The sequence below is a fragment of the Egicoccus sp. AB-alg6-2 genome (genome assembly GCF_041821025.1).
Lineage (GTDB): Bacteria > Actinomycetota > Nitriliruptoria > Nitriliruptorales > Nitriliruptoraceae > Egicoccus.
In genome coordinates this window covers 69,445-90,481 of the sequence record NZ_JBGUAY010000003.1, presented here as the reverse complement: position 1 = coordinate 90,481, position 21,037 = coordinate 69,445, and the positions used below count along the sequence as shown (strand labels likewise).

The following is a 21,037-nucleotide window of genomic DNA, read 5'->3' as shown; positions in this document are numbered from 1 at the left end:
GGTCACCGCCCCTCGAGCCCGCCAGGAAGTCGTCGATGGAATTCCTCACCGAGTCACCGGAACTGCTGTTCGTCCTCGCCGCGGTCGCGGCGGGGCTCTTCGGTGGCCTCGGTGTGGCGCGCCGTCGCAAGGACGACACCGCCCCGGACACCACCGACGAGCGGCCGGCCCCGACCAAGAAGCGCGACACCCTCGAGCTCCCGGTCGAGGACGACACGGACACGGCCGCGCCAGAGGTCGTCGTTCCCGACACCCCCGCCGAACTCGTCGAGGCGCCGACGCTCACGCCGCGTGAGCGGTTCCGGCAGCGACTCAGCCGCACCCGCAACGTCCTCGGCGCCTCGGTCGCCGACCTGTTCGGCCGCGGGGTCACCGACGAAGCCTGGGAAGGCCTCGAGGAAGCGTTGATCACGGCCGATGTCGGGGTGACCGCGACGATGGAGATCGTCGAGGACCTCAAGCGCCGCAGCCGTGAGGAGGGTGCGACCAGCGCCGAGGCGGTCGTCGAGCTGCTCAAGCAGGAGCTTCGCGACGCGCTCGGCACCGCCGACCGTTCCCTCGGTCGCGCCACCGACGACGGCCCGACCGTCTGGCTGGTTACCGGCGTCAACGGCACCGGCAAGACCACCACCATCGGGAAGCTGGCCGCGATCGAACAGCGCGGGGAGCGTCGCGTCGTGCTGGCCGCCGCCGACACCTTCCGCGCAGCGGCCGCCGACCAGCTCGGCATCTGGGCCGACCGCACCGGCGCCCACCTGGTCCGCAAGGAGGAGGGCGCCGACCCGGCCGCCGTCGCCTTCGAGGGCTACGCCGCAGCGGCCGAGCGCCAGGTCGACCTGTTGATCGTCGACACCGCCGGCCGGTTGCACAACAAGCGCGAACTGATGGACGAGCTCGGCAAGGTCAAGCGGGTGCTGGAGAAGCAGGCCGGCCCGCTCGAGGAGACGCTGCTGGTGCTGGACGCGACCACCGGCCAGAACGGGATCAGCCAGGCGCGGGCGTTCCTCGAGGCGGTGGAGGTCACCGGGATCGCGCTGACCAAGCTCGACGGCTCGTCCAAGGGCGGCATCGTGGTCGCCGTCCAACGCGAGCTCGGTCTCCCGGTCAAGCTGGTCGGGCTCGGGGAGGAGATCGACGATCTCGCCCCCTTCGACCCCGACCTGTTCGTGGACGGCCTCTTCGACCGGCTCTGACTTGTCTGCCGGGCGTTCCTCGGCTCGGGTCGCTGGAGCCCGGGATGGTCTCCGGAGCCGAACCGTCACTCCCGGCGGCCGGGGGTTCCCGAGCTCCGGCGCAACGCAACACAGCTAGGGGCCGGTGGCGTCACGGATCCCGGCGCGGCAGGCCTTCTCGAACGCGACCTGGTCGCGCCACCGCCGCCAGACGCCGAGTGGTTCGAGGTGCTGGGGGCGCTCGGCGAACTCCTCGGTGACCAGCGCGCCGTCGCGGATCTCGCCGCGCCACCGTCGCCACCAGGGCTGGTCGAGTCCAGGAAGGTCGGCGCCGTGCTGGAGGATCACCACCGGCCCGTCCGGCAACGGCGAGCGGATGCCCGCCGCCTCGCCGTCGCCCTCGAGGTCGACGGTGGTGGCCATGCCGGCCCCACCGGGGGCACTCAACGCCAGCGCGTCGCGGAACGGATGCGTCTGGATCTCCTCCAGACGGGTGGCGCGGATCAGCACCCGCGGGAGGTACCACGGGTGCTCACTGCGCAGCAGCATGCTGTCGGCGAACCGTCGTGCCGGGGGATGCTTCGCCAACTCCTGGGGCAGCAGTTGCTCCTGGAACTCCTGCCCGCGCGGGTCCTCGTGGACGCTGACGTGGGCCCACGCGCTGACCGGCGTGTTGCCGCCGCCCAGCACCGGCGAGGTCACCGACAGCAGGACCGCCTGCGCACGCGCCAGGGCCTGGCCCACCTCGACCCGGTCGTAGGTCAGGGCGACGGCCGGATGGTCGCGCTGGGTCAGCGGCACGACGGTCGCCGCATCGAGCCGCCCGTGCTCGTCGATCCACGCGATCTCGGCGAACGGCGCCGCCCGCCATGCAGATACCAGTTGGTGTCTGGACATTTCGTGTCACACCTAGTTGACGGGGTGCCCGACGCTAGGGCAGGGTCCCCCTACATCGCCGCAATGCATCAGCACGGTGGGGGGTCCGGCGCGCGGGAGCGCAGGACTCGGTGCAGCGGCACTAGGTCCGGGAGGCATGTCGTGCCCGCACTCGTGGTGCTCCTCGTCGTCATGGGAATGTTCTACCTGGGATGGCGGTACTACTCGCTGTATCTGTCCGAGAAGGTGTACGCGCTCAACGACGCCAACGTCACGCCGGCGCACACGCTCAACGACGGCGTGGACTACGTCCCGACCAACAAGCACGTCCTGTTCGGCCACCACTTCACCTCGGTCGCGGGAGCCGCACCGATCGTCGGACCGGCCATCGCGGTCTTCTGGGGCTGGTTGCCGGCGCTGATCTGGGTCGTGCTCGGCACCATCTTCGCGGCGGGCGTCCACGACTTCGGCTCGCTGGTGGTGTCGGTGCGCAACCGCGCCCAGAACATCGGCACGCTGACCAAGTCGGTGCTCAACCCGCGGTCGCGCACCCTGTTCCTGGTCATCATCTTCTTCCTGCTCACGCTCGTGAACGCCGTGTTCGCGGTCGTGATCGGCAACCTGTTCGTCGCCAACCCCGGGGCCGTCATCCCGATCGTGGCCGAGATCCCGCTGGCCATCGGCATCGGCGCCTACATCTACCGCACCAAGACCAGCGCCCTGATTCCCTCGATCGTCGGCGTGGTCGCGCTGTACGCGCTGATCCTGGTCGGGCGTCAGTTCCCCATCGAACTCGACGGCGCCGCCGAGATGCTGGGCATGGGCCCGCGGACCCTGTGGATCCTGCTGCTGTTCCTGTACGCGTTCGTCGCCTCCCGCATCCCGGTGTGGATCCTGCTCCAGCCGCGCGACTACATCAACAGCCACCAGCTGTTCATCGCGCTGGGCGTGATCTTCCTGGGCCTGATCATCGGGCTGGACCGGATCGCCGCGCCCGCGATCAACACCGCGGTACCGGACGGCTCGCCGTCGTTCTTCCCGTTCCTGTTCGTGACCGTGGCGTGCGGCGCCATCTCGGGCTTCCACTCCCTCGTGGCGTCCGGCACGACCTCCAAGCAGTTGGACAAGGAGTCCGACGCCCGCCACGTCGGCTACCTCGGCGCGGTCGGCGAGGGCTCGCTGGCGATGGGCGCCATCCTGGCCACCACGGCAGGCATCACGGCGGTCGGGTTGAACTGGGAGGAGCTCTACGTCGACTTCGGGGCGGCCGGTGCCGGCGCGGTCGGCAACTTCGTCGCCGGGATCGCGGGTTTCGCCAGCCACCTCGGGGTGCCCGAGGACCTGGGCCGCATCTTCGCGGCCGTGGTCGTGATCTCGTTCGCCGCCACCACGATGGACACCGGTGTCCGACTGCAGCGCTACATCCTGCAGGAGATCGGGGACATGGTGGGTACGACCGCGGATGGTCGGGAGCGCGGTGGAGCGGGCGGCGCCTTCCGCCGGGTGACGCACAACCTCACCGCCGTCACGGCGCTGGCCGTGATCGTGCCCCTGGGGCTCGCGCTGATGCCCGGCCGCGGGGACGCCGAGGCCCAGGGCTTCGCCTTCGGCCGGCTGTGGACGTTGTTCGGGACCACCAACCAGCTCACCGCCGGACTCGCGCTGGCCGTCATCGCGGTCTACGTCACCAAGCAGGGGCGCAGTGCCGTGGCGCAGTTGGTACCCCTGAGCTTCCTGCTCGTGATGACCGTGTGGGCGCTGATCGTCAACCTGATCGACTTCGTCGAACGTGGCGACTGGCTGCTCGCGCCGCTCGACGCGATCATCCTGGTCCTGGCCGGGTGGCTCATCGTCGAGGCGTTCCTCGGCATGAAGAAGGCCCGCGAGGACCGCGCCACGATCGATGAGACCATCTCCTCGTGACCCCAGCCGTACCCCACCGGGCACCCTCGGCCGCTGCGGCGGTCCGGGCGGTGCCCGGTGGGCGTGGTGGCCGGTTCCGGCGGGCGCTGCGGCGGCTGGCCGACGGCCACGACCAGCTGTTCCTGTCGAAGTGGCGGTCGGGGCTGCAGCGCGAGGCGAGGCGCCAGGAGGACGACTTCCTCGCGTTGCTGCTGCTGTCCAGTTACGGCATCGACGACCCCGCCGCCTTCCACACGCTGCCGTTGACCGCCGAGATGGTCGAGGCGTTCCACCGCTGGCACCAGCGCGAGGGGCACGACCGGTTTCCGACGACCGGTGTCTGCTGTTGAGCGCGGCGCGACCGATCTGCTTCGTCGGTGGCAAGGGTGGCGTGGGCAAGACGACCGTGTCGGCGGCGCTCGCCGCGGCCATGGCGGCCGCCGGGCAGCGCACGCTGCTGGTGTCGACCGATCCGGCGCACTCCACCGGTGATCTGCTCGGTCGTCCGCTCGGCGGCGACCCGGTCGGGGTGGCGGACGACCTCGAGGCGGTCGAGATCGACCCGCAGGCCGCCGCCGATGCCTATGTCGAGGCCGTCCGCCACGACGTGCACCGGGCGGTCAGCCCCGAGGTGCGAGCGACCGTCGACCGCCATCTCGACCTCGCGAGCCGGGCCGCCGGCACGTTGGAGTCTGCACTGCTCGATCGTCTGGCGGACCTGCTCGATGGCGCGGGCACGCGGTGGGACCGCATCGTCGTCGACACCGCGCCGACGGGGCACACCCTGCGCCTGCTCGCGATGCCCGAACTGCTTGCCGGCTGGGTCCAGGGCCTGGTTCGTCAACGGGAGAAAGCCCGCGGCGTCGACCGGATGCTGCGCAATCTCGCGGGGGACGAGACGCCCGCCGACGATCCCGTGCTCGAGCGCCTCCAGGCCCAGCGCCACCGCCTGGTCCGCCTCCGCGAACTGCTGCACGAGCGCGCACGGGTCCACCTCGTCCTCATTCCCGAGCGGCTCCCGATCGAGGAGACCGACCGCACCCTGCTCGCGCTCGACGACGCCGGACTGAGCGTGGGCACCCTGGTCGTCAATCGCGTGTTGCCCGAACACGCCGACGGCGACTTCCTCGCCCAACGGCGGGCACAGCAGCGCGACTACCTCGACGAGATCGACCGTCGCTTCGCCGATCGCGACCGGCTCCAGGTGGCCCAACTGCCACGCGACGTCGCCGATCCCGACAGCCTGGCCGAGGTGCAGCGTCAGGTCGCGGCACTGGTCACCCGCTGACGCCGAGCCGCTTCCGCCGCCAGAGCACCGGGAAGCGTGGGTGGTCCAGGGGTGCGCCGGCCGGCAGCTCGTCGTGCAGTCCCTCGAACTCCGGTGAGGTGCGCCACCGCCGCGGCGCGTGTCGGACGTCGTCGCCGACGTAGCGCACCGAGAAGGCGCGTCGGCGGCTGGGGCCCTCGACGCCGCCGGCCGCGTGCAGCGTGAGCATGCTGAAGAACACCGCGTCGCCGGGCTCGAGCGGCCAGCCCAGGATCCGATGGGCGGCAGGATCGCGTGCGAGGTCGCCGTCGACGTCGGGCAGGTCGGCGAGGCTGCCCTCGGGAAACCACTTGGCCTGTTCGCTCAGGAAGGTCCGGGGCATCAACCACGGTCCACGGTGGGAGCCGGCGACGAACGTGAGCGTCGAGCCACGGTCCACCGGGTCGAGCACCAGCCACATCGAGCAGGTCTGCGTCCCGTCGATGTTGTAGTAGGGCTGGTCCTGGTGCCACGGCGTGCGTTGCCGTGTTCCCGGCTCCTTCACCAGCATGTGGTCGTGGTGGAGCCGGACCTCCTGCGCCCCCATCAGGTGCCCGGCGATGGCGGCGCCACGCGAGTGGCGGACGAAGGCGCCGTACTCGGGGATGCGATCCCAGTTGCAGAAGTCCTCGACGAAGCGGCCGGTGTCGTCATCGGGGCTGGCGACGCCGAACAGCGGACCCGGTTCGGCGAGGTTGCGCTCGATGCCGGCGCGCAGCGACGCCACCTCGTCGGGCGTCGCCACACCGCGGACGGCCACGGCGCCGTCGGCACGGAAGTCCTCGATCGTCGCCTCGTCGAGATGGAGGCCGTCGATGTCAGGCACGCGGTCTGCTTTCGCTCAGGGAGGCCCCGGGAGGGTGGAGCGCGACCGCTACCCTCGGCGCCCGAAGACCCGCCACCAATCCTGCCAGACGAGGCCGCCCGTGTTCGACGCGCTGTCCACCAAGCTCGAAGCCGCCCTCGACCGCGTGCGCGGCCGCGGCCGGCTCGACGAGGCCACGGTCGACGCGACCCTGAAGGAGATCCGGCTCGCGCTGCTCGAGGCGGACGTCAACTTCAAGGTCGTCAAAGGCATCGTCGAACGGCTGCGGGAGCGGCTGGTCGGCGAAGAGGTGTCGAAGGCGCTCAACCCGGCGCAGCAGGTCATCAAGGCGGTCAGCGACGAGCTCGAGCGCGCCCTGGGCGGCGCGTCTGCCGGTCTCGAGCTCAAGGGCAAGCCGGCCGTCATCCTGCTCGCCGGCCTGCAGGGATCGGGAAAGACCACCGCCGCCGGCAAGCTGGCGGCACTGCTGAAGTCGAAGGGCCGCCACCCCATGCTGGTGGCCTGCGACCTGCAGCGTCCCGCCGCGGTGCAACAGCTCAAGATCAACGCCGACCGCGTCGGCGTCCACGTCTACGCCCCCGTCACCTCCGGCGACCCCGTGCCGGTCGCGCGGGACTCCATCGCCAAGGCGCGCGAGACCGGCTGTGACGTCGTCATCGTCGACACCGCCGGTCGTCTGCACGTCGACGAGGAGTTGATGGGCCAGGCCGCCGCGATCCGCGAGGCGGTCCAGCCCGACGAGACGCTGTTCGTCATCGACGCGATGATCGGTCAGGAGGCGGTCAACGTCGCCAAGGCGTTCCTCGACAGTGTCGGGTTCGACGGCGTCATCCTGTCCAAGCTCGACGGCGACGCCCGCGGCGGTGCCGCCCTGTCGGTGCGCGAGGTCACGGGCAAGCCGATCAAGTTCGCCTCCATCGGCGAGAAGATGGAGGACTTCGAGGCCTTCCACCCCGACCGCATGGCGTCGCGCATCCTCGGCATGGGCGACGTGATGACGCTCATCGAGAAGGCGGAGGCCACCTACTCGGAGCACGAGGCGGCACAGGCCGAACAGGCGCTGCTGTCGGGCGAGTTCACCCTCGAGGACTTCCTGCAGCAGATGCAGATGCTCAAGCGCATGGGGCCGCTGCAGGGGCTGCTCGGGATGATGCCGGGGATGGGCAAGCAGCTGAAGGACGTCGACGTCGACGACCGCCAGGTGGCCCGCATCGAGGCGATCATCCAGTCCATGACCCCCAAGGAGCGGCGCGAGCCGAAGCTCCTCAACGGTCGCCGGCGCAAGCGGATCGCGGCCGGCTCCGGCACCTCGGTCCAGGAGGTCAACCGGCTCGTCAAACAGTTCGCCGAGGTGCAGAAGCTCATGAAGTCGGCGTCGAAGATGGCCGGCATGCAGGGGATGAAGCCCAAGGGGGTCAAGGGCGCGAAGGCCCAGGCCGCGGCGCTCAAGCAGCTGCAATCGGGAGGTGGGCTGCCCGGCGGGATGCCCGGGCTCGGTGGTGGCGGCGGCATGGGTGGCTTCGCGGGACTGCAACCGTCCCCCAAGAAGGGCAAGCGCCGCTGACCGGCGTCAGGGGCCGTTGATGCGGTCGCGCGCGCGACCTTCGTCCTCCCGCCGGTGTCGGCGGTTGAGCCACAGGCCGCCCACGAGCATGCCGGCCATGAGCAGGCCGAGCAGCACGACCAGGACGGCCACGATCCCGAGCGCCATGCGTGGCCTCCCATGTCGGGTCGACGGGCCCGTCCGTCGACAGCGCACCGTAGCGGTGGGGTCGCCACCCGGGCCGGTGCTGCGGTAGCCTCTGCACCGTGCGCGCGACTCGAACCCTTGGTTCCTGTCGCGCCCGATCTCGAAGGCGATCTCCGCCCCGCCGCCCGCACGCACACGACGCGTCGGTCCGCGAGGGTCCGGATCGTCCCCCGACCGCCGGAGCGCCGACGCGCGCCCGGCCACACCGACAGGAACCGTTCCATGGCCGTCAAGCTCCGCCTGCGCCGCGAAGGCACCACCAAGCGTCCGTTCTACCGCGTCGTCGCGGCCGACTCGCGCTCGCCGCGCGACGGCCGCTTCATCGAGATCATCGGGCAGTACCGCCCCCTCGAGGACCCCTCGGGCATCGACATCGACAACGAGCGCGCCCTGCACTGGCTGCGCAACGGTGCCCAGCCGACCGAGGCCGTCGAACAGCTGCTGCGGATCTCGGGCGCCTGGGAGGAGTTCAAGCCGGGCGACGAGCGCAAGCGCGACCGGACGGCCGCGGCCAGCGAGCCCAAGCTGTCGAAGAAGGCCCGGGCCAAGGCCGCCGAGGCCGCCGAAGCCGCGGCCGAGGCTGCTGCCTCCTCTGCTGCCGACGCGCCCGAGGAGGCCACGGAGGGCGGCGAGTGAGGGCCGAACGGGTCCTCGAGTTCGTCGCCAAGCAGCTGGTGGACTATCCCGACGACGTGCGGATCGAGGTGGACGAGGACGACCGTGAGGTCGTGCTCGAGCTGCACGTCCACGAGGACGACCTCGGCAAGGTCATCGGCAAGCGTGGTCGCACCGCCAAGGCCCTGCGCAGCCTCGTGAAGGCCGCCGGCTCCCTCGACGACGAGAACGTCACCGTCGAGATCGTCGACTAGGTATGGCCGACCTCGTGGTCGTCGGGCGCGTGATCAAGGCCCACGGCATCCGCGGTGAGGTCGTCGTCGACGTGCTCTCCGACGTGCCGGGTCGCTTCGACGGTGGGCAGACCGTCGTGCTCGCCGGTGAACCGCGCACGATCGCCAGCAGCCGCCCCCACCAGGGGCGGCTGCTCGTGCGTTTCGAGGGGGTCGCCGACCGCACCGCCGCCGAGCTGCTGCGCGGCTCGCAGCTGCAGGCGCCGGCCGCCGACGTCTCCGACGAGGAGACCTACTACGCCCACGAACTCGTCGGCATGGCGGTGGTGAGCGACGACGGCGCGGATCTCGGCACCGTCCAGGCGCTGATCGAACTGCCCGAGGCGGCCGGCTACGACCTGCTCGAGGTGGTCCGCGGCGACGGCACGACCTGGCTGTTGCCCGCGGTCGACGACTACGTGGAGGTCGACGACGGGCCCGACGGCACCGAATGTCTCCGGCTGGTCGATCCGCCCGAAGGCCTGGTCCACGGCGAGGCCGACGTCGCCCGGCCGGACGACGCGTGAACGACCCGGTCCTGCGCATCGACATCCTGTCCATCTTCCCCGAGTGGTTCGCGGGGCCGTTGACCACGTCGCTGCTGGCCAAGGCCGCGGCAAGAGGCACCCTCGACCTGCGGGTGCATGACCTTCGCGAGGCGACGCGCGACCGCCACCGCACCGTGGACGCGACGCCCTACGGCGGTGGCGCCGGCATGGTCATGCGCGCCGACGTGTGGGTCAACGCGGCCGAGGCGGTCTGGAACGATCTGCCGCTGGCGACGACCGCAGGCGCGACCGAACCGCCACCCGACGCCGTGTACGTCGCCGGCGGAGCGCGCCCCCGCACGCTGCTGCTGACACCGCGGGGTCGCCCCCTGACACAGGCGTACGCACGGGAACTGGCCGACGAGTCGCGTCTGGTGCTGTGCTGCGGACGCTACGAGGGCATCGACGAACGCGTGCACGACCTCGTCGCCACCGACGAGGTCTCCATCGGCGACTACGTGCTCTTCGGCGGCGAGGTCGCGGCAGCCGTCGTCATCGAGGCGGTCACCCGGCTGGTGCCCGGCGTGGTCGGCAACGAGGCGTCGCCCCGGGACGAGTCGTTCACCTCGGGGCTGCTCGAGTACCCGCACTACACCCGACCGGCGCAGTTGCGGGGGCGGGGAGTGCCCGACGTGTTGACCTCGGGTGACCACGGCGCCGTGGAGCGCTGGCGCACCGAGCAGGCCCGGGCGCTGACCCGTGCCCGGCGTCCTGACCTGCTCGCCGACGAGGGACCCCCGACCGGCGGGCACGCGGCGGGTTGACCGATCGCGGACAGGGACCGTATCCTCGCGCTTCGCAGCGCATGCTGGCTCGTCCGACCGCGCTCGCGGACGCCCCGACGCATCGTCGACCTCCGTCGCGTCACCGCCGGGAGCGACCTCTCCACCACCGACCGGTGGCTGCCACCGGGTCTCGGATCGGTGCCAACGCCAGCGTGCCGCGCCACCCACCACACCGACGGGAAACAAGCCATGAACAAGGTCGACGTCGTCGAGAAGTCGCGTCTGCGCGACGATGTGCCCGACTTCGCGCCCGGGGACACCGTGAAGGTCCACGTCCGCGTCGTCGAGGGCACCCGCTCCCGGATCCAGGTCTTCGAGGGCGTCGTGATCGCCCGCAAGAACGGCGGCCTGCGCGAGACCTTCTCGGTCCGCAAGATCTCGTTCGGCGTCGGCGTCGAGCGCACCTTCCCGGTCCACAGCCCGGTCATCGAGAAGATCGAGGTGACCCGACGGGGCAAGGTCCGGCGCGCCAAGCTGTACTACCTGCGCGACCGGGTCGGCAAGAAGGCCCGCATCAAGGAGAAGCGCGAGGCCATCTGAGCCCTCCGCGTCCCTGCGCCACGAGCCCGGCTCGTACCACCACTTCGACGAGGGTGCCGCTTCGCGCGGCACCCTCGTCGTGTGTCCTCGTCTCGTAGGTCGTCGTCTGCGGTGCGCGCAGCGGAGGGGTCGGCCCGCCGGGTCGTGCCGCTGCCGGCGGTAGGCTTGCCGCTTCATGGCTGACCGCGACTCCTTTCCCGCCGACGGCGCCCCGGACGACACCTCGGAGAACCTCTTCGGCGGTCGGGGGCCCGACGTGCCCGTGCCCGCCCCCGGTGGCTCGTCGGACGCCGCGCACACGTCTGCGGCGGCCAGCGACGACACCAGGCACGGCACCGGCGGCGGCAGTGGGTCGTTCTTCCGCGAGCTGCCGGTGCTGCTGTTGATCGCCTTCGTGCTCGCCTTCCTCCTGCGCACGTTCGTGCTGCAGGTGTTCTACATCCCCTCCACCTCCATGGCGCCGACCCTGCAGATCGACGACCGCATGGTCGTCGAGAAGCTCACCTATCTCGCCCGTGAGCCCCGACGCGGCGAAATCGTGGTCTTCGAGGGCGTGAACTTCGAGGATCCGGCGCTCGACCGCAGCACCGGCGCCCGGGTCGTGCGCGGCGTCGGACAGTTCCTCGGAGTCGTGCCCGCCAACGCCCGTGACTTCGTGAAGCGTGTCATCGGCGTTCCCGGCGACGAGATCGTGATCGAGGAGGGGCAGGTCTACGTCAACGGGCAGGCGCTCGACGAGCCCTACGTGGTCTATCCCGACCTGTCGGACTACGGCCCGGTCTCGGTTCCCGAGGACCATCTGTTCTTCCTCGGGGACAACCGCCCGAACTCGTCGGACTCCCGCCGGTCGCTGGGCATGGTGCCGGCCGACCACGTGGTGGGCCGTGCCGTGGTGATCATCTGGCCCGCGGACCATGCCGGGCGCCTGACGGGCGTCCACCACGACGTCGCCGCCACCGCTCCGGAGGCCGCCGAGCCCGCGGGTTAGAACAGGCGGAGCTGGTTGCGGCCGGCGATCGGCGCCCAACTGTGGCGGTGGAGGTCGCACGGCCCGTGTCGTCGCAGCGCGGCGACATGGTCGGGCGAGGGGTAGCCCTTGTTGGACGTGAACCCGTACGCCGGATGCCCGGGATCGAGGTCCGCCATCAGCGCGTCGCGGGTGACCTTCGCCACGATCGACGCCGCCGCGATCGACACCGACCGACCGTCGCCGCGGACCAGGCGCTCGTTGCGGGTGCCGTAGCCGGCCAGGAAGTCCCAGTTGCCGTCGAGCAGCAGCACGTCGGGACGGAGCGGGAGCGCGTCGACCGCGCGGCGGGCCGCCCGGCGCCGGGCCTCGCTCAGTCCGAGGCGGTCGATCTCGTCGTTGCCCGCGTGTCCGACGCCGATGCCGAGGGCGAAGCCACGCAGCCGATCCGCGAGCCGCTCACGTTCCGCGGGGGACAGCACCTTGGAGTCACGGAGCTTGTAGATGCGCCGGTCCCTCGGCAGGACGACGGCCGCATAGGTGACCGGACCGGCCCATGCCCCGCAGCCGACCTCGTCGACCCCGGCCACGACGACGCCCGCGTCCCAGTGTGGGCGTTCGAACCGCACGCCCGGTACCGCGACCCGGCGTTTGCGCCGGGCTCGCGACGGCGAGGCGTCGGTGGGCGGAGTGGTGGTGGTCGTGGACACGCCGGGACCGTACCCAAGTGCCTCCCACCGCCCGGCGCGGACGCGTGTCCCCGGGCGCACCGTGGGCGCCCCGGGCCGCACCGGGAGCGGCCGGTACGCTGCCGCCGGGCGACGCCAACCGACGCCGCGGCCACCGGCACCCCTGTTCCTGGGAGTCCCATGAACCCCGACGACCTCGACGCCTACGAGACCGACCTCGAGCTGTCGCTGTACCGCGAGTACCGCGACGTCGTCCGCATGTTCACCTACGTGGTCGAGACCGAGCGCCGGTTCTACCTCTGCAACGAGGTCGACGTCGTGCCGCACGAGGGCCGCGACCTGTGGTTCGAGCTGCGCCTCAGGGACGCCTGGGTGTGGGACATGTACCGCCCCGCCCGGTTCATCAAGGAGGTCCGGGTGCTGACCTTCCGTGACGTCAACGTCGAGGAACTGGTCCACGACGAGGCCGACGTCCCGGCCTTCGACTGACACGCATCGGGCGGACATGGGTTTCAACGCGACGCGTCGGTACCGCGACGGCAAGAACAACGACATCTGGCTGCTCGTGGTGGCCGGGGTCGTCGTCGGCGGCGCCCTGCTGTGGGCCTTCGGGGTGTTCTGATCCGTCCGGGTTTTCCCCAGGTCCTCGCGAACTCCTCGGCGGCTGGTGGCGGCCACGCTCGTAGCGTCTGGCCATGGACACCAACGGACACTGCACGCGCCCCCTGCCACGCACCGAGTTCGACGGCGGAACGCGAACCATCGGCCGGCTCGGTGAGGACCTCGCTGCCCACCACCTGCAGGTCGACGACGGACTCGAGGTGGTGGCGCGCAACTGGCGTCTGACCACCGGCGAACTGCGCGGTGAGCTCGACGTCGTCGCGGTGGACCGGCACTCGGGCACCGTCGTGATCTGCGAGGTGAAGACCCGTCGCGACGCGCAGCGGTTCGGCGGCGCGCTCGAGGCCGTCTCACCACGCAAGCGCGCGAAGCTGCGGGCCCTGGCCGGTGCCTTCCTCAGGCAGAGCGCGCTCGGGCTGCCGCACGCCCGGCTGGACCTGATCGCCATCGACCTCGGGCGTCGCCCCGTGCTCCACCACGTCCGGGACGCGCTGTGAGTGGTCCGCACGGCGTCCTGGCCGTCGCCCACGCGCTCGCGCTGGTCGGATTACGGGCACGAACGGTCCGGGTCGAGTGTGCCCTCGCGCCCGGGATCCCGGGCCTGCGCCTGGTCGGACTGCCCGACGCGGCCGTTCGCGAAGCGGGGGACCGGGTGCGGACCGCGTTCGCCCGCTGCCGGCTCGACTGGCCCAAGGAGCGCATCGTCGTCAACCTGGCCCCGGCCGATCTTCCCAAGGGCGGGAGCGGGTTCGACCTGGCCATCGCGGCGGCGGTACTCGTCGCCACACGCCAGGCGCCCGAGTCGGCGCTCGAGGGGATGTGGGCGTTCGGCGAACTCGGGCTCGACGGCAACGTCCGTGCCGTTCCGGGCGTGCTGGCGGCCGCGGCCGGCGCCCGCGCCGCCGGCGCCGAACGCTTGGTGGTGGGCGACCCCGCCGCACCCGAGGCGGCCCTGGTCGAGGGGCTGCGCGTGGTCGCGGTGCGCGACCTGGCCGAACTCGCCGCCGTCCTGAGGGGCGAGCAGTCGATGCGAGCGGCCGTGGCGGCACCGTGCGACCTCGGCCCGGCGGGGCCGGACCTGCGCGACGTCCGCGGCCAGGCCGTTGCGCGGCGGGCCGTCGAGCTCGCGGCCGCGGGAGGGCACCACCTGCTCCTGGCCGGTCCGCCCGGCTGCGGCAAGACCATGCTCGCCCGCCGCCTGCACGGCCTGCTGCCACCACTGACGCTGCCGCACGCCCTCGAGGTGGCATCGATCGCGTCGCTGGCGGGGGAGCGGGCGGCCGACGATCCCCTCAGCCTGCAGCCGCCGCTTCGCGAACCGCACCACTCCGTGTCGGCAGCCGGGCTGATCGGTGGCGGCAGCGGCATCCCCCGCCCTGGCGAGCTGTCACTCGCGCACCGTGGCCTGCTCCTGCTCGACGAACTGCTCGAGACGCCGCGCTGGGTCCTGGACGCACTGCGGCAGCCGCTCGAGCGCGGGGAGGTGGTGATCACCCGCGCCCGGGCGGCCGTGCGTTATCCGGCCTCCGTGCTGCTGGTGGCCGCCACCAACCCGTGTCCCTGCGGCTACCTCGGCAGCTCGGCCCGAGCCTGCACCTGCCGGCCGGACCGGATCGAGCGGTACCGGTCGCGGCTGTCGGGGCCGCTGCTCGACCGTCTCGACCTGCAGGTCGAGTTGCGCCCGGTCGAACGCGAGCAACTGTCGGGGCCCGCCGACGGCGAGGACACCGCCACCGTCGCGGCCCGGGTGCTGGCCGCCCGGCAGGTGGCCATGCGGCGCTGGGGCGGGATCCGGCTCAATCGTGATGCTCCCGGCGAGGCGCTGCGGGCGACCAGTGACGCCGCCGCCCTGCGGACGCTGGCCCGCACGGTCGAGGAGCTGGGGCTGTCGGCACGCACCTTCGAGCGCGCGCTGCGGGTCGCACGCACCATCGCCGACCTCGACGGGGCCGCGACCGTGACGGTCGAACACGTCGAGGAAGCGGTTGCCTACCGCCTGGTCGAGGCGGTGAGCGTGTGACGGGCGCCCGCAACGATGCGGTCGGCGCCTTCGCGACGGTGGCTGCCGAAGGCACCGACCCGGCGGACGTCCTGGCCGTCGTGTGCTGGGCGCTGCGTCCGCGCCACAGCTTCGACGCACTGCGCCGCCAGGCCCGGGACCGCGAACCGACGGACCCGGACACCTCGCCGTCCCGGGCCGTGGCGGCGGCCGCCGGCGGCCCCGCGACGGACCTGCTCGCGCCTGCCGCCGACGTCGCGGCCGTGTGGCGGCGACTCGGGGTCCGGGTCGCCCTCGTCGGCGACCCCGCCTACCCGCGGCGGCTCGCCGACGGCTGGCCGCACACCGATGCACCGACACTGCTGGCCTGGCGTGGCACGCCGCCCGGTGACGGGCCTGCGGTGGCGATCGTCGGCGCCCGGCGTGCCAGCGGCTACGGCAGCGGGGTCGCCGCCTGGCTCGCCGAAGCCGCGGCGCGGGCCGGGGCCCGCGTCGTCTCGGGCGGGGCGACCGGCGTCGACGCCGCGGCCCACGAGGCGTCCCTCGAGGAACCCGGCGGCACGACGGTCGTGCTCGGCTGCGGGCATGCCGTGGACTACCCCCGCCCACACGCCAGGCCCGGCGGCCTCTTCGACCGCGTGGTCGACCATGGCGGCACGATCGTCGCCGAACTGCTGCCGCACCAGGCGGTGCATCCCGGCACGGTCCGCGCGCGCAACCGCATCGTCGCCGGCCTCGCCGACGTCGTGGTCGTCGTGGAGGGGGGTGAGCACTCCGGTGCGTTGCTGACGGCCAGTGCGGCCGCCGACCTGGGGCGCGGCGTGCTCGCGGTACCGGGAGACGTGCGGGCCGGCGGTTCGGCGGCGCCGCACCGCCTCCTCGGCGAAGGTGCCGCTCCCTGTACGTCCCCGGCCGACCTGCTGCAGTGCCTCGGTGCGGAGCGTCCACACGTCGAGGACCGCGACGCCGCGGCACCCGTCGATCCGGTCAGCATGCTCCCGGCGGCCGTCCACGACGTGCTCGCCCGCAGCTGGCCGCGACCGGTGCGGGTCGACGTCCTCGCCGACCGTTGTGGACTCGCCCCCGGGCGCCTCCTCGCCGCCCTGACCCGGGCGCGGGTCGCCGGCCTGGTCGCGGAGTCCGCCGACGGCGTGCGTCTGCGGCGCCCGCCCGCCGGGGACGTCTGACCGCAGGCGCGAAATGCCCGGTCTTCGCGGCGTCGCCGGCCAGAATGAGCATGCCGCGCATCGATGCTGCAGTTTTCGGGCCACCGGCCGATGACATCGAGGGACCTCCGCCCGCCGTGCCGGGCCGACCGAGGATGATGCATGTCGCGACGTACCCGCCCGCTCGCCGTTGCGCTCGCCCTCGTGGCGGTCTCCTCGTTCGCGACCGCCGCCCACGCTGACACCTCCGATCCGGTGTCCCCGACGCCGGTACCGGCCGAGCCCGTACCCGGCCCGCCCTACGACGCGGTCATCGACCTGACGTTCCCCGTGGACGGGCCGGTCAGCCTCGGCGACTCCTACCACGACCCGCGCGGCGGGGGCACCCGGTGGCACAAGGCGGCCGACCTCGGCGGCGCCAACGCGTACGGGCTGCCCATCCATGCCGCCTACGGGGGCACCGTCACCTGGATCACCGGCCTCGACGGTGCGGCACCCCACGCCACCGCGGGCTACGCCATCACCGTCAGTGGCGACGACGGCCGTCGCTACAGCTACATGCACCTCGGCCGGCAGGACGGCCCGCCCACCGAGGCGTACGCGCACGGCATCGTCCGCGGCACGCGGGTGCAGCGCGGTCAACGGATCGGCTTCCTCGGCTACTCCGGCAACGCGTCGCCGTCCTGGCCGCACCTGCACTTCGAGATCGAGGACCCTCGCGTCACCGATCCCTACGGCACGCACCGCATGAATCCCTACCCCAGCCTCGTGGCCGCACGCGAGCGGGGTGACCTGCCGCTGGACGGCCGGCGGTTCCTCGACGTCCCCGCCACCCTCGCCCACCACGACGCCATCGTCTGGCTCGCGGACTCCGGCATCACCAGCGGCTGCGGCGCCCGCCGGTACTGCCCGGCGGACCAGGTGACCCGCGGGCAGCTGGCACGCTTCCTCGCCTCCGCACTCGCCCTGCCCCCCGCCGCGAACCCGACCCCCTTCGTCGACGTGCCGTCGACCCACACGCACGCCGATGCGATCGCACGTGTGCACGCCGCCGGCATCGCCAGGGGCGCGGCCGACGGCAGCTACGGTCCCAACCGGGCCGTGACCCGCGAACAGATGGCGAGCCTGCTCACGGCCGCCCGCGGGGACGCCCTCACCTCCGCGTCGGCCACGCCCTTCAGCGACGTCGACCCGGCCTCCGTGCACGCGCCGGCGATCTCGGCGCTGCACCATGCCGGGATCGTCCTCGGCTCGAACGGCGCGTTCCGTCCCGCCGAACCGGTCACCCGGGCGCAGATGGCCAGCTTCCTGCAGCGCTCGTTCTCCGTGCCGGCTGCCTGAGGCCGAGCGTCACGGCCGGCGTCCGTCGCAGGAGCTTGACACTGCGTGGCCTGACCACCACGCTTCGCCTCGATGACCAGGTCGCGATCCGACGTCGAGCCCGCGCCACCACCGGCAGAGGGTGAACCCGACGACCTGTCACCCGCCTGGCGCGCCGCGGTCGAGATGTTCGTGGACCACCTCGAGCTCGAGCGCGGCCGGGGCGAGCACACCGTTGATGCCTACCGACGCGACGCGCGCGACCTCGCGCGAACCTGCACGGGGTGGGGCCTCCGGCATCCGGGCGAGGTCGAGCTGCTGACGCTGCGGCGCTACCTCGCGACGTCCAGCGAACGCGGCTACGCCCGCTCGACGATCGCGCGTCGTGCCAGCGTCGTGCGAAGCCTGTTCGCCCTGCTCAAGCGTCGTGACGTGATCGCGGTGGACCCCGCCTCGTTGCTCGCGTCCCCGAAGCAGGGCCGCCACCTGCCCCGCGTGCTCCGCACGGACGAGGTGGATCGCCTCCTCGACGCGCCCGACCCGGGAACGCCGGTCGGGCTGCGTGACCGCGCCCTGCTCGAGCTGCTCTATGCGAGCGGTGCCCGCGTCGGCGAGGCGTGCGGCCTGGACGTCGGCGCGGTCGACCTGCCCCAGGCCCAGGTCCGCCTGTACGGCAAGGGTGACAAGGAACGCATCGCCCCGATCGGCGAACCGGCGGTCGACGCCCTCCGTGCCTATCTCGCCACGGCCCGCCCCGCCCTGGCGGGCGAGCGCGCCGAGGATGCGTTGCTGCTCAACGGTCGCGGTGGCCGGCTCGGAACCCGGGACGCACGCAGCGCTGTCGAACGGGCGGCGACCGCGGCCGGTGTCGGCCACGTCACGCCGCACACGCTGCGACATTCGTTCGCCACGCACCTGCTCGAGAGCGGCGCCGACATCCGCGTGGTGCAGGAGTTGCTCGGCCATGCCTCACTGGCCACGACCCAGCGCTACACCCACCTCTCCCGTGGCCGGTTGCGTGAGGTCCATGCCATGGCCCACCCCCGTGCCCGAACGGGCCGATCTTCACGCGACGGTCAGTAGGATGGGCGGCCAGCCGGGGAAGGCTCGCACGATGGGGACGGGGCGTGGGGTCGACGGCGACGTGCAGGCGCTGTGGGAGCGCTATCGCGAAGCGCCGGATCCAGGCATCCGCGAACGGCTGATCCTGCACTACTCGCCGTTGGTGAAGTACGTCGCCGGGCGTGTCGCGGTCGGTATGCCGGCCAGCGTCGACCATGCCGACCTCGTCTCGTACGGCATCTTCGGGTTGCTCGATGCGATCGAGAAGTTCGACGTCACGAAGGGCTTCAAGTTCGAGACCTACGCGATCACGCGTATCCGCGGCGCCATCATCGACGAGTTGCGTTCGGTGGACTGGGTGCCGCGGTCGGTGCGGTCGAAGGCGCGTCGCATCGAGACGGCCATGCAGGCGCTGGAGTCGGAGCTGCACCGCAGCCCCTCGGAGGAGGAGTTGGCCGCACACCTCGAGATCAGTGTCGAGGAGCTGCAGCAGACCCTGCTGCGCATCTCGATGACCTCGGTCGCGGCGCTCGACGAGGCGCTCGACGTCGGGGAGGGCGATCGCATCTCGCTGGTCGACACCCTGCAGGACCTCTCGGCGGCCCAGCCGGAGGATTCCTACGAGGACGTCGAGACCAAGCAACTGCTTCGCCAGGCGATCACCCGGCTGAGCAACCGCGAGCAGACCGTGCTCGGCCTGTACTACTTCGAGGGCATGACGCTCGCGCAGGTCGGTGACGTGCTCGGCGTGACCGAGTCGCGGGTGTGCCAGATCCACACCAAGGCGGTGCTCTCGCTGCGCACGAAGCTGTTGGACCGCAGCGGCCACAACTGAGCATCCACAGCGCCGGCGGCGATGCGGGCGTGGGCGGGGGCTGAGGGGCGTAGGGTGCGGACGTTGCTGACCGGCGGGGGCGGGAAAGCGCATACGACATGCCGCGTCGTGCCGGGCGTGCTGCGCTCGCCGCCCTGTTGCTCATCGCCTCCGCCCTCGTGCCTGCCGAGGGAGCGGCCGCCGAACCGGTGCACTACCGCCCACCGGTCGACCTCGAGGTGGTGCGTGGCTTCGCGGCACCGGTGCACGAGTTCGGTGCCGGGCACCGCGGTGTGGACCTGGCGGCCGCACCAGGCGACGTGGTCGTCAGTGCCGGCGACGGCGTGGTCGCCCACGCCGGCGACGTCGCTGGCACCACCTGGGTCACGGTGGCCCACCCGGACGGCGTGACGACCTCCTACGGACCGCTGACCGCCATCGCGGTCAGGTCGGGCCAGGAGGTGACCGGCGGTCAGCGGCTCGGCGTGGTGGCTGCTGGCGGGCACGGCCCCGCAGGCGACGATCACGGCCTGCACTGGGGCGCCCGTCGCGGCGGCGTCTACGTCGATCCCCTGACCCTGCTCGGGCCGGCCAAGCTGCCGTCACTGGTCGGACCCGGCGGGTGGGAGTTCCGCGACTTCGACGTCACCCCCTACGAGCCCTGGGCGGGCAGCCGCTTCGGCGGTCTGGAACCGCGTGGCAGTCCGGTCGCCGATCGCCCCGGCTTCGCGGTGCCGCCCAACGCCAACCATCTCGTCTCGGTGGGTGGCCTCAACTCGGCGACCGGCACGCGACTGATCGACCCGGACCACCTCGGCTACGGCGACGACAGCGCCACCCGATTCTCCTACGCCGGGCTCGACGAGCGCGGCCGACCGAAGCCCTACGGCCCGGCCGACACCTGGGGCGGCGTCGATCTCGCCGCCCGTCGCCTGGCTGAGCACCTGCGGGCACAGCAGCGCCGCCAGCCACACCGGCCCGTCGACCTGGTCGGACATTCCCAGGGCGGCGTCGTCATCCTGCACTACCTGGCCAACTACCACGATCCCCACGATCCGACGCTGCCGGGGATCGGCAGCGTCGTCACGATCGCGTCCCCACACCGCGGCTCGGACCTCGCCAGCCTCGGCCGTGCCGCGCGTGAGCACACCGTCCTCGGTACCGCCCTCGCCGGCGGCCTCCACCTCGCCGACCGCCAGGGGCGCCGCGTCGCCGGCATGGTGGGGACGCCACTGGACGAGTTGCGGGTCGGTTCCGACCTGCTCGGCGGACTTGCGCAGGACTGGCAGGCGACCGTCGACGCCGGTGTCGCCGGGCCCTTGTCCACCGGAACCCGTGTGCTCACGGTCGGCGGGACGGTCGATCCCGTTGTCGGGGCGCATCGGGCACGATCGCCGAGCGACGGAGAAGCCGAAGTCGTCCAGCCACACCGGGTGCTGCCCGGCCACCACTCCGGCGTGCTCGACACGCAGGCCGTCCGCGAGGTGACCTACCGCTTCCTGGCGGGCGACGAGGTTCCGGAGAGCCCGGGGCACCTGCCGATCCTCAACGGGTGGGCAACGGGCACACTCCTGCAGGTCGCGGGCCACGGTCTGCAGCTGCACGATGCCGTCGGCCTGGCGCGACGCGTGCTTGGCAATCGCGCGACGCCACCGACCGTGCCGGGTCGCTGAGCTGCGCCGGTGGACGCCTCCGGTCCGCAGCGGGTACGCTCTGCGCGTGCGGGTCCACCTCGCGGTGGATCCGCCGTTTCGTTTGTTCCCGAGAATCCACACGCTCGCCGACGGGCGACCCCGGTGCCCCTGCT

At 72.3% G+C, this 21,037-nt stretch carries 23 protein-coding genes; 19 read left to right on the top strand and 4 right to left on the bottom strand.

Annotated features, from left to right (window positions below):
• Positions 1 to 35: 35 nt before the first annotated feature.
• Positions 36 to 1,193 carry a signal recognition particle-docking protein FtsY gene (gene ftsY, locus ACERMF_RS05305; RefSeq protein ID WP_373667992.1) on the top strand — a complete coding sequence of 386 codons (1,158 nt, stop codon included), beginning with the start codon at positions 36 to 38 and terminating at the stop codon, positions 1,191 to 1,193.
• 114 nt (positions 1,194 to 1,307) lie between these two features.
• On the opposite strand, the gene ACERMF_RS05300 is transcribed toward ftsY, so the two are convergent.
• Entirely contained in the window at positions 1,308 to 2,069 is a 762-nt protein-coding gene (locus tag ACERMF_RS05300; RefSeq protein ID WP_373667991.1) for a hypothetical protein, read from the bottom strand.
• 141 nt (positions 2,070 to 2,210) lie between these two features.
• On the opposite strand from ACERMF_RS05300, the gene ACERMF_RS05295 reads away from it, so the two are divergent.
• From ACERMF_RS05295 to ACERMF_RS05285, 3 genes are read left to right on the top strand one after another with little or no spacing between them, the layout of a single operon-like run.
• Complete coding sequence (locus ACERMF_RS05295) at positions 2,211 to 3,971, top strand: carbon starvation protein A (protein ID WP_373667990.1); 1,761 nt, start codon at positions 2,211 to 2,213, stop codon at positions 3,969 to 3,971.
• A complete protein-coding gene (locus ACERMF_RS05290; RefSeq protein ID WP_373667989.1) occupies positions 3,968 to 4,300 on the top strand; it encodes a cory-CC-star protein in 333 nt (110 codons plus the stop codon). The genes ACERMF_RS05295 and ACERMF_RS05290 overlap by 4 nt, the downstream gene beginning before the upstream one ends.
• A complete protein-coding gene (locus ACERMF_RS05285) occupies positions 4,297 to 5,238 on the top strand; it encodes an ArsA family ATPase (RefSeq protein ID WP_373667988.1) in 942 nt (313 codons plus the stop codon). The genes ACERMF_RS05290 and ACERMF_RS05285 overlap by 4 nt, the downstream gene beginning before the upstream one ends.
• Here ACERMF_RS05285 and ACERMF_RS05280 read toward each other — a convergent pair.
• Complete coding sequence (locus tag ACERMF_RS05280; RefSeq protein WP_373667987.1) at positions 5,228 to 6,082, bottom strand: phytanoyl-CoA dioxygenase family protein; 855 nt, start codon at positions 6,080 to 6,082, stop codon at positions 5,228 to 5,230. The two genes, ACERMF_RS05285 and ACERMF_RS05280, sit on opposite strands and share 11 nt — an antisense overlap.
• 100 nt (positions 6,083 to 6,182) lie before the next feature.
• On the opposite strand from ACERMF_RS05280, the gene ffh reads away from it, so the two are divergent.
• On the top strand, positions 6,183 to 7,646 hold the full coding sequence (ffh, locus tag ACERMF_RS05275) for a signal recognition particle protein (RefSeq protein WP_373667986.1): 1,464 nt from the start codon (positions 6,183 to 6,185) through the stop codon (positions 7,644 to 7,646).
• A 6-nt stretch (positions 7,647 to 7,652) separates the two neighbouring features.
• Here the strand turns inward: ffh and ACERMF_RS05270 are convergent, their stop codons facing one another.
• Positions 7,653 to 7,793, bottom strand: coding sequence for a hypothetical protein (locus ACERMF_RS05270; protein WP_373667985.1), 141 nt, complete (start codon positions 7,791 to 7,793; stop codon positions 7,653 to 7,655).
• A gap of 261 nt (positions 7,794 to 8,054) precedes the next feature.
• Here ACERMF_RS05270 and rpsP point away from each other — a divergent pair, with 261 nt between their 5' ends.
• The 6 genes from rpsP (at position 8,055) to lepB (ending at position 11,580) form a co-directional block, all read left to right on the top strand.
• Positions 8,055 to 8,468, top strand: coding sequence for a 30S ribosomal protein S16 (rpsP, locus tag ACERMF_RS05265; RefSeq protein ID WP_373667983.1), 414 nt, complete (start codon positions 8,055 to 8,057; stop codon positions 8,466 to 8,468).
• Positions 8,465 to 8,701 (top strand): KH domain-containing protein, encoded by a 237-nt coding sequence (locus ACERMF_RS05260; protein WP_325234847.1) that lies wholly within the window; start codon positions 8,465 to 8,467, stop codon positions 8,699 to 8,701. Before rpsP ends, ACERMF_RS05260 begins: the two co-directional genes overlap by 4 nt.
• 2 nt (positions 8,702 to 8,703) lie before the next feature.
• Positions 8,704 to 9,246, top strand: coding sequence for a ribosome maturation factor RimM (gene rimM / locus ACERMF_RS05255; protein WP_373667982.1), 543 nt, complete (start codon positions 8,704 to 8,706; stop codon positions 9,244 to 9,246).
• An 11-nt stretch (positions 9,247 to 9,257) separates the two neighbouring features.
• Positions 9,258 to 10,031: a tRNA (guanosine(37)-N1)-methyltransferase TrmD gene (trmD, locus tag ACERMF_RS05250; protein WP_373668373.1), complete on the top strand. Its 774-nt coding sequence runs from the start codon at positions 9,258 to 9,260 to the stop codon at positions 10,029 to 10,031.
• A gap of 210 nt (positions 10,032 to 10,241) precedes the next feature.
• Positions 10,242 to 10,592 carry a 50S ribosomal protein L19 gene (gene rplS, locus ACERMF_RS05245; protein ID WP_373667981.1) on the top strand — a complete coding sequence of 117 codons (351 nt, stop codon included), beginning with the start codon at positions 10,242 to 10,244 and terminating at the stop codon, positions 10,590 to 10,592.
• Between the two features lie 175 nt (positions 10,593 to 10,767).
• Complete coding sequence (lepB, locus tag ACERMF_RS05240) at positions 10,768 to 11,580, top strand: signal peptidase I (protein ID WP_373667980.1); 813 nt, start codon at positions 10,768 to 10,770, stop codon at positions 11,578 to 11,580.
• Here lepB and ACERMF_RS05235 read toward each other — a convergent pair.
• Positions 11,577 to 12,269 carry a ribonuclease HII gene (locus tag ACERMF_RS05235; RefSeq protein WP_373667978.1) on the bottom strand — a complete coding sequence of 231 codons (693 nt, stop codon included), beginning with the start codon at positions 12,267 to 12,269 and terminating at the stop codon, positions 11,577 to 11,579. The two genes, lepB and ACERMF_RS05235, sit on opposite strands and share 4 nt — an antisense overlap.
• Before the next feature lie 159 nt (positions 12,270 to 12,428).
• On the opposite strand from ACERMF_RS05235, the gene ACERMF_RS05230 reads away from it, so the two are divergent.
• The 8 genes from ACERMF_RS05230 to ACERMF_RS05195 all read left to right on the top strand — a co-directional run bounded on the left by ACERMF_RS05230 (position 12,429) and on the right by ACERMF_RS05195 (position 20,903).
• The gene (locus tag ACERMF_RS05230; RefSeq protein WP_373667977.1) at positions 12,429 to 12,737 is read left to right on the top strand and encodes a DUF2469 family protein; all 309 of its coding nucleotides are present in this window, start codon (positions 12,429 to 12,431) and stop codon (positions 12,735 to 12,737) included.
• Positions 12,738 to 12,943: 206 nt separating this feature from the next.
• Positions 12,944 to 13,366, top strand: a complete 423-nt coding sequence (locus tag ACERMF_RS05225; protein ID WP_373667976.1) for a YraN family protein — start codon at positions 12,944 to 12,946, stop codon at positions 13,364 to 13,366.
• Entirely contained in the window at positions 13,363 to 14,889 is a 1,527-nt protein-coding gene (locus ACERMF_RS05220) for a YifB family Mg chelatase-like AAA ATPase (protein WP_373667975.1), read from the top strand. The genes ACERMF_RS05225 and ACERMF_RS05220 overlap by 4 nt, the downstream gene beginning before the upstream one ends.
• Positions 14,886 to 16,055, top strand: coding sequence for a DNA-processing protein DprA (locus ACERMF_RS05215; RefSeq protein WP_373667974.1), 1,170 nt, complete (start codon positions 14,886 to 14,888; stop codon positions 16,053 to 16,055). The genes ACERMF_RS05220 and ACERMF_RS05215 overlap by 4 nt, the downstream gene beginning before the upstream one ends.
• A gap of 141 nt (positions 16,056 to 16,196) precedes the next feature.
• Positions 16,197 to 17,375, top strand: a complete 1,179-nt coding sequence (locus ACERMF_RS05210; RefSeq protein ID WP_373667973.1) for an S-layer homology domain-containing protein — start codon at positions 16,197 to 16,199, stop codon at positions 17,373 to 17,375.
• A gap of 165 nt (positions 17,376 to 17,540) precedes the next feature.
• Positions 17,541 to 18,437 carry a site-specific tyrosine recombinase XerD gene (locus tag ACERMF_RS05205; RefSeq protein ID WP_373668372.1) on the top strand — a complete coding sequence of 299 codons (897 nt, stop codon included), beginning with the start codon at positions 17,541 to 17,543 and terminating at the stop codon, positions 18,435 to 18,437.
• Positions 18,382 to 19,251, top strand: coding sequence for an RNA polymerase sigma factor WhiG (gene whiG / locus ACERMF_RS05200; RefSeq protein WP_373667972.1), 870 nt, complete (start codon positions 18,382 to 18,384; stop codon positions 19,249 to 19,251). The genes ACERMF_RS05205 and whiG overlap by 56 nt, the downstream gene beginning before the upstream one ends.
• A 98-nt stretch (positions 19,252 to 19,349) precedes the next feature.
• A complete protein-coding gene (locus ACERMF_RS05195; protein ID WP_373667971.1) occupies positions 19,350 to 20,903 on the top strand; it encodes an alpha/beta fold hydrolase in 1,554 nt (517 codons plus the stop codon).
• Positions 20,904 to 21,037 lie beyond the last annotated feature (134 nt).

Excerpts from the sequence above, each read along its gene's own strand:
- ftsY (WP_373667992.1), top strand. The coding sequence starts at position 36 with ATGGAATTCCTCACCGAGTCACCGGAACTGCTGTTCGTCCTCGCCGCG.
- ACERMF_RS05300 (WP_373667991.1), bottom strand. The coding sequence starts at position 2,069 with ATGTCCAGACACCAACTGGTATCTGCATGGCGGGCGGCGCCGTTCGCC.
- ACERMF_RS05270 (WP_373667985.1), bottom strand. The coding sequence starts at position 7,793 with ATGGCGCTCGGGATCGTGGCCGTCCTGGTCGTGCTGCTCGGCCTGCTC.
- rpsP (WP_373667983.1), top strand. The coding sequence starts at position 8,055 with ATGGCCGTCAAGCTCCGCCTGCGCCGCGAAGGCACCACCAAGCGTCCG.
- rimM (WP_373667982.1), top strand. The coding sequence starts at position 8,704 with ATGGCCGACCTCGTGGTCGTCGGGCGCGTGATCAAGGCCCACGGCATC.
- rplS (WP_373667981.1), top strand. The coding sequence starts at position 10,242 with ATGAACAAGGTCGACGTCGTCGAGAAGTCGCGTCTGCGCGACGATGTG.
- lepB (WP_373667980.1), top strand. The coding sequence starts at position 10,768 with ATGGCTGACCGCGACTCCTTTCCCGCCGACGGCGCCCCGGACGACACC.
- ACERMF_RS05230 (WP_373667977.1), top strand. The coding sequence starts at position 12,429 with ATGAACCCCGACGACCTCGACGCCTACGAGACCGACCTCGAGCTGTCG.
- ACERMF_RS05225 (WP_373667976.1), top strand. The coding sequence starts at position 12,944 with ATGGACACCAACGGACACTGCACGCGCCCCCTGCCACGCACCGAGTTC.
- ACERMF_RS05210 (WP_373667973.1), top strand. The coding sequence starts at position 16,197 with ATGTCGCGACGTACCCGCCCGCTCGCCGTTGCGCTCGCCCTCGTGGCG.
- ACERMF_RS05205 (WP_373668372.1), top strand. The coding sequence starts at position 17,541 with ATGTTCGTGGACCACCTCGAGCTCGAGCGCGGCCGGGGCGAGCACACC.
- whiG (WP_373667972.1), top strand. The coding sequence starts at position 18,382 with ATGCCATGGCCCACCCCCGTGCCCGAACGGGCCGATCTTCACGCGACG.
- ACERMF_RS05195 (WP_373667971.1), top strand. The coding sequence starts at position 19,350 with ATGCCGCGTCGTGCCGGGCGTGCTGCGCTCGCCGCCCTGTTGCTCATC.